Source organism: Mesorhizobium intechi (assembly GCF_002879535.1).
GTDB classification, from domain to species: Bacteria; Pseudomonadota; Alphaproteobacteria; order Rhizobiales; family Rhizobiaceae; genus Mesorhizobium; species Mesorhizobium intechi.
The window spans coordinates 1-9,779 of the sequence record NZ_PNOT02000147.1; the positions used below are offsets into that span (position 1 = coordinate 1).

Genomic DNA, 9,779 nt, shown 5'->3' on the forward strand with positions numbered 1-9,779 from the left:
TTCTCCAACACGCTGATGCCGGCGATCGCCGGCGCCTCGATCAAGGTGTTCGATCTGATCCGCAATGGCGACGCCTTGCGCGAGCGCCTCTATGCCAATGCGGCGCGCTTCAGGTCGCAGATGGGCAAAGTCGGTTTCACGCTGGCCGGGGCCGATCATCCGATCATACCGGTGATGCTGGGCGAGGCGACGCTGGCGCAGGAGATGGCGGCGCGCATGCTGAAGCGCGGCATCTATGTCATCGGCTTTTCCTTCCCGGTGGTGCCGAAGGGCCAGGCGCGTATCCGCACGCAGATGTCGGCGGCGCATTCCAGTGCCGATATCGACAGGGCGGTCGAGGCCTTCGGCGCGGTCGGCAGGGAGCTGGGCGTGATTTCGTGAGGGGCCGGCGCCGAAGAGCGATTCCGGATCAAGAGGTTCAAGGGACAAAAGAATGTCGAACATGATGAAGGCGCTGGTGAAGGCCAAGGCCGAACCAGGCATCTGGATGGAAGAGGTGCCGGTCCCGGAGATCGGCCCCAACGACGTGCTGATCAAAGTGAGGAAGACGGCGATCTGCGGCACCGACGTGCACATCTACAATTGGGACCAGTGGGCACAGAAGACCGTGCCGGTGCCGATGGTGACCGGCCATGAGTTTGTCGGCACGGTGGCCGATTTTGGCGCCGCGGTCACCGAATACAAGGTTGGCCAGCGCGTTTCGGGCGAGGGCCACATCGTCTGCGGCCACTGCCGCAACTGCCGCGCGGGGCGAGGCCATCTGTGCCGCAACACGCTCGGCGTCGGCGTCAATCGGCCCGGCGCCTTCGGCGAATATCTGGCGATCCCGCAGCACAATGTCGTGCCGATCCCCGACGATGTGCCGGACGAGGTCGCGGCGATCTTCGATCCCCTGGGCAATGCGGTGCATACGGCCCTGTCCTTCGATCTTGTCGGCGAGGATGTGCTGGTCACCGGCGCCGGGCCGATCGGCATCATGGGCGCTCTCGTTGCCCAATGCGTGGGCGCGCGAAAAGTGGTCATCACCGACATCAACCCGGTGCGGCTGGCGCTGGCGAAAAAGCTCGGCGTCCAGCATGTCGTCGACGCCTCGAAGGAAAAGCTGCGTGACGTCATGCCGGCGCTCGGCATGACCGAGGGCTTTGACGTCGGTCTCGAAATGTCGGGCGCTGCGCCCGCCTTCCGCGACATGATCGACACCATGAACAATGGCGGCAAGATCGCCATTCTGGGCATTGCGCCCACCGGCTTCGAGATCGACTGGAACAAGGTCATCTTCAAGATGCTGCATCTCAAGGGCATCTATGGCCGCGAAATGTTCGAGACCTGGTACAAGATGATCGCGCTCGTGCAGGGCCCTCTGGATGTGACCGGTCTGATCACCCACCGCATCGGCATCGACGATTTCCAGACGGGTTTCGATGCGATGAGGAGCGGTAGTTCGGGCAAGGTGGTGATGGACTGGTAAGACTATCGATAGAGACGTCGAGTTCCTTCGCTGTCTGGTCGGACTATCAGCTACTTTCCTTCCAGGGCCCTCTCCAGGGCGGCCACTCCGCCGACAATCGCAACCCGCTCCTGGTGGCTCAGCCTAGCCAGCAATTCCCTTTCAAACGCCTTCGCCAGCGGCACCATCTCGCGATAGGCGGCAAGCCCTGCCTTGGTCAGCGCAAGGTGGTCGACACGGCGGTCATTCTCGTCAGGGGTGCGCGTCAGCCAGCGCCGCCGTTCGAGCTCGGCCACCGCGCGCGACACCTTGGTCTTGTGCATGGCCGATTGCTCGCCGAGCTCGGTCGCCGTCATCTCGCCGCGCTGGCCGAGGCCAGAAAGCGTGCGCCACTCCGGTCGCGTCAGGCCGTGACGATCCCGGTAAATCCTGGAGAATTCGCGGCTCACGGCATCGGCAAGCCGATAGAGGCGATAGGGAAGGAAGCTTTCCAGCTCCAGAATGTCGGGTTCCATGACGCGCGCCGTGGCCGTTGATAGTTACATTTTCGATGGTTACAGATGAAACCAGTTTGGTCACTATTACCGGTAGACCGAGCTTTGTGAAGCTTGGAGCCGGGATGAGGGAGGATCGGATGGCGTTTTCCTACATGCCGGGTTTCGGCAACGATTTCGAGACCGAGACCTTGCTTGGGTCGCTGCCGCAGGGGCGGAATTCGCCGCAGCGGCCGGCCTACGGCCTCTATGCCGAGCAGCTTTCCGGCTCGCCCTTTACCGCCCCGCGCGGCACCAATGAGCGCTCCTGGCTCTATCGCATCCGGCCGAGCGTCAAACACACCGGCCGTTTCAAGGCGGCGAGCTATCCTCTCTGGAAGACCGCCCCCAATGTAGGCGACCACGAGCTGCCGCTTGGCCAGTATCGCTGGAATCCGGTGCCGATGCCCAAGGAGCCGACTAATTTCATTCAGGGTATGCGCAGCATCACCACGGCCGGCGACGTGCTCGGGCAGACCGGCATGGCCGCCCATGTCTATGTCGCCAACACCTCGATGATCGACGATCATTTCTTCAATGCCGACGGCGAATTGCTGGTCGTCCCGCAAGTCGGCGCCCTGCGTTTCGTCACCGAAATGGGGGTCATCGAGTTACGACCCGGCGAGATCGCTGTGCTGCCGCGCGGCCTCGTCTTCAAGGTCGAGCTGGTCGACAAGGACGTGCGCGGCTATGTCTGCGAAAACTACGGCGCCAAGCTGACCTTACCCGACCGCGGCCCGATCGGCGCCAATTGCCTGGCCAATCCGCGCGACTTCAAGACGCCTTGCGCCTGGTTCGAGGAGAAGGAAACGCCTTGCCGGCTGATCGTCAAATGGTGCGGCAATTTCCACCTCACCGAGATCGGCCATTCGCCGCTTGACGTCGTCGCCTGGCATGGCAACTACGCGCCCTACAAATATGATCTGGCGACGTTTTCGCCGGTCGGCGCCATCCTGTTCGATCATCCCGATCCATCGATCTTCACCGTGCTGACGGCGCCGAGCGGTGAGGAAGGCACCGCCAACATCGACTTCGTCATCTTCCCGCCGCGCTGGCTGGTGGCGGAAGATACGTTCCGCCCGCCCTGGTATCACCGCAACATCATGAGCGAGTTCATGGGGCTGATCCACGGCCAGTACGATGCCAAGGAGGAAGGCTTCGTTCCCGGCGGCATCAGCCTGCACAATCTGATGCTGGCCCATGGCCCGGATGCGCCTGGCTTCGAAAAGGCCTCGCGCGCGGAGCTGAAACCGGTCAAGCTCGACAACACCATGGCCTTCATGTTCGAAACCCGTTTCCCTCAGATGCTGACCCGCTACGGCGCCGAACTCGAAACCCGGCAGGACAATTACATCGACTGCTGGGCCGACCTGAAGAAGCGCTTCAATGGTACGCCCGAGGGCGACTGGTCTTGAGCGGCAAGCCAATGCCGGACCGGCTGGTGCTGCTGGGCTCGAAGGGCGGCCCGGCGCTGCGGCCAGGCGGGCCGTGGCCGAGCTCATCGCTGCTTGAGATCGGTGGGCGGACCATCGTCGTCGATTGCGGGCTCGGCGTGACGCGCGCTCTGGTCGATGCCGGGATCACCTTGAAGGCGCTCGACCTGATCTTCATCACCCATCTGCATTCCGACCACGTGCTGGAACTGGGACCGCTGATCCACACCGCCTGGACGGCGGGGCTGGCGACACCCGTCAACGTGTTCGGCCCGCCGGGCACCGGCCATTACTGGCGGCGCTTCTGCCTGGCGATGGAGTTTGACATCGAAATCCGCATCGTCGACGAGGGCCGGCCTGACATTCGCGAACTGGTTTCGGTCAGCGAATTCAGCGAGGGCCGAGTGGTCGAGCAGCGCGGCCTGAAGGTTTCGGCGCTTCGCGTCGATCATCCGCCGGTGACTGACTGTTTTGCCCTGCGCTTCGACCAAGGCGGCAAAAGCGTGGTCTTTTCCGGCGACACGGCTTTCTTTCCGCCGCTCGCTGACTTCGCCAAGGATGCCGAAATTCTCGTCCATGAGGCCATGCTGGAAGAGGGCATCGAGCGCCTTGTTGCCAGAACCGGCAATGGCGCTCGGCTCAAGGAACATCTGCTCGCCAGCCACAGCTTTGCGGGGGAAGCCGGGCGCATCGCCAGCGATGCCGGCGTGAAGAGGCTGGTGCTCAACCACCTCATTCCCGCCGACGACCCCGAGATCAGCGAGGCCGACTGGCTTGCCGCTGTCCGGAAAACATGGGCCGGCGACTTGACGATCGCCCGCGACGGCCTTGTTGTGGCGCTGGCATGATCCCGGAAAAGATCATGCGCAGGAGAAAGAAACTAAGCAGTGTCTAGCTGCAAGGAGAGGAAACCGCATGAAGCTTGCCACACTGAAGGACGGGACGCGCGACGGGAAACTCGTCGTCGTCTCGCGCGACCTGACGCGGTACACCGATGCCTCGTTCCTGGCGCGCACGCTACAGGCGGCACTCGACGATTGGCGCAGGGTCTCGCCGCATCTGGGCACAATAGCGGAATCGCTGGAGAACAATGCGGTGCCGTCAGCCCGGTTTCACGAGCACGACGCGCATTCGCCCTTGCCCCGCGCCTATCAATGGGCTGACGGGTCGGCCTATGTGAACCATGTCGAACTGGTGCGCAAAGCGCGCGGCGTCGAGATGCCGGCAAGCTTCTGGACCGACCCGCTGATCTACCAGGGCGGTTCGGACTCCTTCATTGCGCCGCGCGATCCGATCCGCATGGCCGACGAGGCCTTCGGCATCGACATGGAGGGCGAAGTCGCCGTTATCGTCGACGATGTCCCTATGGGCTCGAGCCTTGATGAAGCGCGTGCCGCGATCCGGTTGGTCATGTTGGTCAACGATGTCACGTTGCGCGCGCTCACCGGGCCGGAACTGGCCAAGGGGTTCGGCTTTTTCCAATCAAAACCGTCCTCCGCTTTTTCGCCGGTCGCGGTGACGCCGGATGAGCTGGGTGATGCCTGGGATGGCGGCAAGGTCAGCCTGCCGCTGCTTGCCGACCTCAACGGCAAGCCGTTCGGGCGCGCCAATGCCGGCGTCGACATGACCTTCGATTTTCCGGCGCTGATCGTCCATGCCGCCCGCACAAGGCCGCTGGTGTCAGGCACCGTCATCGGCTCGGGCACGGTCTCCAACAAGCTCGACGGCGGGCCGGGCAAGCCGGTCTCGGCCGGTGGCGCCGGCTATTCCTGCATCGCCGAACTGCGCATGATCGAGACCATTGAGAATGGCGAGCCCAAAACGCCGTTCCTGCGCTTTGGCGACACGGTGCGCATCGAGATGAAGGACAGTACGGGTCATTCGATCTTCGGCGCCATCGAGCAGAAGGTCGAGAAATACCAGGGATAAGGGGATACGGAGGTTTCAGCGGTGAATCTGCTGGATCATTTACGCCGCATGGCCGGCAACAATCTCTGGTCGAACGACCGGCTCTATCGCGCCGTGCTCGCGCTCAAGCCGGGTGAGTTCGAGGCCGAGCGCACCAGCTTTTTCCCGTCGATCAAGGCAACGCTCAACCACATCCTCGCGGTCGATTATCTCTATCTCGATTTTCTCGAAGAGGGCGGCGTCGGGGCCGCGGCCCATGATGATTTCATGTCCTTCGACGAACCGCAATCGCTGTTGGCCGCTCAGGTGGCCGCGGACCGGCGGCTGATCGCGTTCTGCGATGGCCTGTCGGAAGCCGATCTCGGTCGCCGTGTCATCACCGACCGGCGCGAGGACGGCATGATCCCTGAAAGGATCGGCGACATCCTCGCCCATGTCTTCCTGCACGACATCCACCATCGCGGCCAGGTGCACGCGATGCTGTCCGGCACGTCGGTCGAACCGCCGCAGTTGGACGAGTTTTTGCTCGATTATGATTTGAAGCTGAGGAGGGCGGAGGTTGAGCGGCTGGGGCTGTGAGGCTGGATTTTTCGCCAATCAGGCCAGAGCGACATTGTAGCGGGCGAAATGCGGATCGGACGTCAGGATGATCAGGTCCTCCACTTGCGCCTGGGCAATCAGCAGCCTGTCGAACGGATCACCATGATGGTGGGGCAATCCGGCTACGGCGTTCGCATGTTGTAGGGTTACGCCGAGCGGCTGAAAGCGCATTCTTGGGAGCAGCGTTGGCAGATCGTCCGGTGCATCGAGCTTTCCGATAGAACGTTTGATGGCAATCTCCCAGACGCTTGCCGCGCTTGCGAACACAACCGCTTCCGAAGCGAGGATAGTGCGGTGGTGCTGGTTGAGACGTGGATCGTCCGAAATCGACCATAGGATGATATGGGTATCGGCTAGAAATGGGCCGTCCGTCATTTCACGTACTCGTTCCATTCGGGACCGAGTTCATCAAAATCGTCCGCTATCCAGATCTTGCCCTTCAACGCGCCGATGCGCGGCAGGGGGTCGGTCACTGCCGGCGGTACGATCCGCGCGACCACCTTACCGTGGCGCGTAAGTATGATCTCCTCGCCGGCTTCAGCGCGGCTGACGAGTTCAGACAATTTAGCCTTGGCCTCGGCGATGGAAACATTCATGGTTCGATCCTTTATGACCATAATTTAGGTCATAATTGATCGCGCCGCAAGAAGGCTGGTTCGGTCGACCTTACGCCGCCTTGCCATCCACCTTGATAACACCGCGCTTGATCTGATCCTGCTCGATCGATTCGAACAAAGCGCGGAAATTGCCCTCGCCAAAACCTTCGTCACCCTTCCTCTGGATGAATTCGAAGAAGATCGGGCCGATCACGGTTTTGGAGAAGATTTGCAGCAGGATCTTGGTCGTGCCACCGTCGACCACGCCTTCGCCGTCGATCAGGATGCCGTGCTTCTTCATCCGCTCGATCGGCTCGTCATGGCCGTTCACCCTGGCATAGGACATGTCGTAATAGGTCTCCGGCGGGCCCGGCATGAATTTCAACCCGTTGGCGGCCAGCTTGTCGGTGGCTGCGTAGATCTCGTCGGTGCCGACCGCGATGTGTTGGATGCCCTCGCCATTGTACTTCTTCAGGTACTCGGCGATCTGGCTGGTCTCGTCCTTGGATTCGTTCAGCGGAATGCGGATCTTGCCGCAAGGCGAGGTGATGGCGCGACTGACCAGGCCGGTGATCTTGCCGTCGATGTCGAAGAAATGGATCTGCCTGAAACCGAACAGTTCGCGGTAGAAATCCCACCACTTGTCCATCTGGCCGCGATAGACGTTGTGGGTCAGGTGGTCGAGATAATAGAAACCGACGCCTTGCGGCCGCGGATCGCGCGCGCCGAGCCATTCGAAGTCGGCGTCATAGGCCGAGCCCTTCTTGCCGTAAGCATCGATGAAATAGAGCAGCGAACCGCCGATACCAACAATGGCGGGCACGTCGAACGCCTTGTCGTCGCCTTCGTAAGACGTGGCTCCCTTCGAGACGGCATGATCGAAAGCATGCTTGGCATCGACCACGCGCCAGGCCATCGAGGCCGCGCACGGCCCATGCTTGTCTGCAAACTTCATCGCATGCGAGCCCGGCTCGGCATTGACGACATAATTGATGTCGCCCTGGCGCCAGACGGTGATGTTCTTGGTGCGATGCCTGGCCACCGCCACATAGCCCATGCGGGCGAACAGTTCGGCGAGCTTCTGCGGCTCCGGATGCGCGAATTCGACGAACTCGAAACCATCGGTGCCGGCAGGATTGTCCTTGCTGATTTTGGCGGGCGGGGCGTCGTGTGGGAAGGGACCCATGGCATTCCTCCAAAGCTGGCTCGGCCGGGAAAGGCCATTTGAAGCCATGATAGCGCGGAGCCGGCGCATGGTGCTTGCATTCAAACGCTTGAAATGATGATGTCATGCGTGAAGCATGCATGTTGAGAGACAAGACCATGGATGAGACGCGCATTGACCAATTTGACCGCAAGATAATGGCGCTCCTGCAGGGTGATGCGCGGTTGACCAACAATGATCTCTCGGAGCGGGTGAATCTGTCGGCCTCGCAATGCTCGCGCCGCCGCCAGCGGCTCGAAGAGGACGGCTATATCAAGGGCTATCGGGCGGTGCTCGACCGCGACAAGCTCGGCTTCTCACTGGTCAACGTCATCTCGGTGACGCTTGCCACCCACAACCGCGACAATGCGCGACGCTTCGGCGAACTGGTGGCGCGGCTGCCGGAAGTGCAGGAGGCGCACGCGCTGACCGGCGAGATGGACTACATCCTGAAGGTGGTGACGCCCGACCTGAAGTCGTTGTCGGAGTTCGTCAACGGCGTGCTCCTGCCGCACGAATCCGTGCAGCATGTTAAGACGGCGATCGTGCTTGAGACGCTGAAGGAAACCGGCGCGCTGCCGATCTAGCCCTTCGACTGCTGGATCAGTCCGTACAGGTTCGTGCAGCGCGCGCCCGAGCGGCAATAGGCGAACACCGGGCCTTCCAATTCGTCCAGCGCCTCGGCCTGGTCCTCCACATTCTCCGCGGTGATCTGACCGCTGATGACGGGGATGTAGCGGAAGGCGAGGCCAGCGGCTTCGACCACCGATCCGATGCTTTTGGCCGAAGGCTGGCCGGGCTGTTCGTCATCCGGCCGGTTGCAGATGACGCTCTTGAAGCCGGCTTCCTTGATGGCGGCGATGTCATCGGGCTGGATCTGGCCGGAGACCGAATAGTCGTCGCTGATTTCGCGGTATTCCATCGCAGCATCCTCGCAATCTGGTTTGTCTCGGAGTCTTGCCATCCTCCGACGTGGCCGGCAATCCGCCAGCGGAACTCGTTCTGCAGAGATAGACGTTTCCGGTGAGGATTCCAACTGAGGTCGCGCCACCGTTCGGGCCGGAAGTCCTCGGCCGAAAAGGCGGAGACCGGCTCCGCCTTTTCCGCGAATGGCGCCCTCAACTGCCGAGAATGGCGCCTTTGATCTGGCGGATGTTGTTGTGCATCATGTCGATATAGGTCGATCCCGGGCCATCGGGCTGCGACAGCGCATCCGAATAGAGCGTGCCGCCCACCTTGATGCCGGTCTCGCTGGCGATCTGTTCGATCAGCCGCGGGTTGGTGATGTTTTCCACGAAGATCGCCGCTGCCTTGTCCTGCTTGACCTGCTCGACCAGCTTGGCGACATCGGCGGCCGACGGTTCCGAATCGGTCGAGATGCCTTGCGGGGCGAGGAAGGTCAGGCCGTACTCGTGTTCGAAATAGCCGAACGCGTCATGCGAGGTGATGACGACGCGCTTGGCCTCGGGGATCGACTGGATCGCCGCCTTCACTTCGCCTTCCAGCGCGTCGAGCTTCCTGGTGTAGGCGGCGGCATTGGTCTGGTAGCTGACGCAGCCCTCGCTGTCGGCCGCGCAGAAAGCCTCGGCGATGTTCTTCACATAGATCTTGGCATTGGCGATCGATTGGAAGGCGTGCGGGTCGGTCACCGTCTTGCCGCTACCGGTGCCGGCACCTTCGGCCGCGTCGGCGTCGGCGAATTCAGGCTTGAAGTCGATCGGCGTCACGCCCTTGGTCAAGGTGACGATCGAGGCCTTGGTCGCGCTGGCATCGACCAGCCGTTGCAAAAAGCCTTCGAAATGCAGGCCGTTGACCAGAACGATATCGGCCTTGGCCATCGCGACCGCGTCGGCGGGGGTCGGCTCATAGACGTGGGCGTCGCCATCCGGTCCGACGATCGTGGTGATGTCGACGCGATCGCCGCCGACATTTCTGGCAAAATCGGCAATGACGGTGAAGCTGGCGACCACTTTCAGCGGCGTCGCGAAAGCCGACGATGCGCCAAGGGCGGTTAATGTTATAACGCTCATCGCCAAGGCGACACGGATGGATCTCAGC

General features: G+C 61.9%; 13 protein-coding genes. 7 read left to right on the forward strand and 6 right to left on the reverse strand.

Annotated features, from left to right (window positions below; genetic code table 11):
• Both C1D09_RS12470 and tdh read left to right on the forward strand, forming a co-directional pair.
• On the forward strand, nt 1-381 hold a 381-nt coding region (locus C1D09_RS12470), incomplete at its 5' end, for an aminotransferase class I/II-fold pyridoxal phosphate-dependent enzyme (protein WP_143974623.1).
• Between the two features lie 52 nt (nt 382-433).
• Nucleotides 434-1,468, forward strand: a complete 1,035-nt coding sequence (gene tdh / locus C1D09_RS12475) for an L-threonine 3-dehydrogenase (RefSeq protein WP_143974624.1) — start codon at nt 434-436, stop codon at nt 1,466-1,468.
• Between the two features lie 50 nt (nt 1,469-1,518).
• Here tdh and C1D09_RS12480 read toward each other — a convergent pair whose 3' ends face one another.
• Nucleotides 1,519-1,962 carry a MarR family winged helix-turn-helix transcriptional regulator gene (locus C1D09_RS12480; RefSeq protein WP_143974625.1) on the reverse strand — a complete coding sequence of 148 codons (444 nt, stop codon included), beginning with the start codon at nt 1,960-1,962 and terminating at the stop codon, nt 1,519-1,521.
• A 119-nt stretch (nt 1,963-2,081) separates the two neighbouring features.
• Here C1D09_RS12480 and hmgA point away from each other — a divergent pair, with 119 nt between their 5' ends.
• From hmgA to C1D09_RS12500, 4 genes are all read left to right on the forward strand, one after another.
• Nucleotides 2,082-3,395, forward strand: coding sequence for a homogentisate 1,2-dioxygenase (gene hmgA / locus C1D09_RS12485; protein WP_143974626.1), 1,314 nt, complete (start codon nt 2,082-2,084; stop codon nt 3,393-3,395).
• Nucleotides 3,396-3,406: 11 nt separating this feature from the next.
• Nucleotides 3,407-4,261, forward strand: a complete 855-nt coding sequence (locus tag C1D09_RS12490; RefSeq protein ID WP_167514582.1) for an MBL fold metallo-hydrolase — start codon at nt 3,407-3,409, stop codon at nt 4,259-4,261.
• A gap of 67 nt (nt 4,262-4,328) precedes the next feature.
• Nucleotides 4,329-5,342 (forward strand): fumarylacetoacetate hydrolase family protein, encoded by a 1,014-nt coding sequence (locus tag C1D09_RS12495; RefSeq protein ID WP_143974628.1) that lies wholly within the window; start codon nt 4,329-4,331, stop codon nt 5,340-5,342.
• Nucleotides 5,343-5,363: 21 nt separating this feature from the next.
• Nucleotides 5,364-5,900: a DinB family protein gene (locus tag C1D09_RS12500; protein WP_143974629.1), complete on the forward strand. Its 537-nt coding sequence runs from the start codon at nt 5,364-5,366 to the stop codon at nt 5,898-5,900.
• A gap of 18 nt (nt 5,901-5,918) precedes the next feature.
• On the opposite strand, the gene C1D09_RS12505 is transcribed toward C1D09_RS12500, so the two are convergent.
• The 3 genes from C1D09_RS12505 to hppD all read right to left on the reverse strand — a co-directional run bounded on the left by C1D09_RS12505 (nt 5,919) and on the right by hppD (nt 7,703).
• Nucleotides 5,919-6,296, reverse strand: coding sequence for a type II toxin-antitoxin system VapC family toxin (locus C1D09_RS12505; protein WP_143974630.1), 378 nt, complete (start codon nt 6,294-6,296; stop codon nt 5,919-5,921).
• Entirely contained in the window at nt 6,293-6,517 is a 225-nt protein-coding gene (locus C1D09_RS12510) for a type II toxin-antitoxin system Phd/YefM family antitoxin (RefSeq protein WP_143974631.1), read from the reverse strand. The genes C1D09_RS12505 and C1D09_RS12510 overlap by 4 nt, the downstream gene beginning before the upstream one ends.
• 70 nt (nt 6,518-6,587) lie before the next feature.
• A complete protein-coding gene (gene hppD / locus C1D09_RS12515; RefSeq protein WP_143974632.1) occupies nt 6,588-7,703 on the reverse strand; it encodes a 4-hydroxyphenylpyruvate dioxygenase in 1,116 nt (371 codons plus the stop codon).
• 137 nt (nt 7,704-7,840) lie between these two features.
• Between hppD and C1D09_RS12520 the strand changes: the two genes are divergently transcribed.
• Complete coding sequence (locus C1D09_RS12520; protein WP_032933331.1) at nt 7,841-8,308, forward strand: Lrp/AsnC family transcriptional regulator; 468 nt, start codon at nt 7,841-7,843, stop codon at nt 8,306-8,308.
• Here C1D09_RS12520 and C1D09_RS12525 read toward each other — a convergent pair.
• Nucleotides 8,305-8,643, reverse strand: coding sequence for a protein tyrosine phosphatase family protein (locus tag C1D09_RS12525; protein ID WP_143974633.1), 339 nt, complete (start codon nt 8,641-8,643; stop codon nt 8,305-8,307). The genes C1D09_RS12520 and C1D09_RS12525 overlap by 4 nt on opposite strands.
• A gap of 196 nt (nt 8,644-8,839) precedes the next feature.
• A complete protein-coding gene (aztC, locus tag C1D09_RS12530; RefSeq protein ID WP_143974634.1) occupies nt 8,840-9,778 on the reverse strand; it encodes a zinc ABC transporter substrate-binding protein AztC in 939 nt (312 codons plus the stop codon).
• Between the last annotated feature and the right edge of the window lies 1 nt (nt 9,779).

What these genes read in the sequence shown, in the direction of transcription:
- tdh (WP_143974624.1), top strand. Translation starts at nt 434, where the DNA reads ATGTCGAACATGATGAAGGCGCTGGTGAAGGCCAAGGCCGAACCAGGC.
- C1D09_RS12480 (WP_143974625.1), bottom strand. Translation starts at nt 1,962, where the DNA reads ATGGAACCCGACATTCTGGAGCTGGAAAGCTTCCTTCCCTATCGCCTC.
- hmgA (WP_143974626.1), top strand. Translation starts at nt 2,082, where the DNA reads ATGGCGTTTTCCTACATGCCGGGTTTCGGCAACGATTTCGAGACCGAG.
- C1D09_RS12490 (WP_167514582.1), top strand. Translation starts at nt 3,407, where the DNA reads ATGCCGGACCGGCTGGTGCTGCTGGGCTCGAAGGGCGGCCCGGCGCTG.
- C1D09_RS12495 (WP_143974628.1), top strand. Translation starts at nt 4,329, where the DNA reads ATGAAGCTTGCCACACTGAAGGACGGGACGCGCGACGGGAAACTCGTC.
- C1D09_RS12505 (WP_143974630.1), bottom strand. Translation starts at nt 6,296, where the DNA reads ATGACGGACGGCCCATTTCTAGCCGATACCCATATCATCCTATGGTCG.
- C1D09_RS12510 (WP_143974631.1), bottom strand. Translation starts at nt 6,517, where the DNA reads ATGAATGTTTCCATCGCCGAGGCCAAGGCTAAATTGTCTGAACTCGTC.
- hppD (WP_143974632.1), bottom strand. Translation starts at nt 7,703, where the DNA reads ATGGGTCCCTTCCCACACGACGCCCCGCCCGCCAAAATCAGCAAGGAC.
- C1D09_RS12520 (WP_032933331.1), top strand. Translation starts at nt 7,841, where the DNA reads ATGGATGAGACGCGCATTGACCAATTTGACCGCAAGATAATGGCGCTC.
- C1D09_RS12525 (WP_143974633.1), bottom strand. Translation starts at nt 8,643, where the DNA reads ATGGAATACCGCGAAATCAGCGACGACTATTCGGTCTCCGGCCAGATC.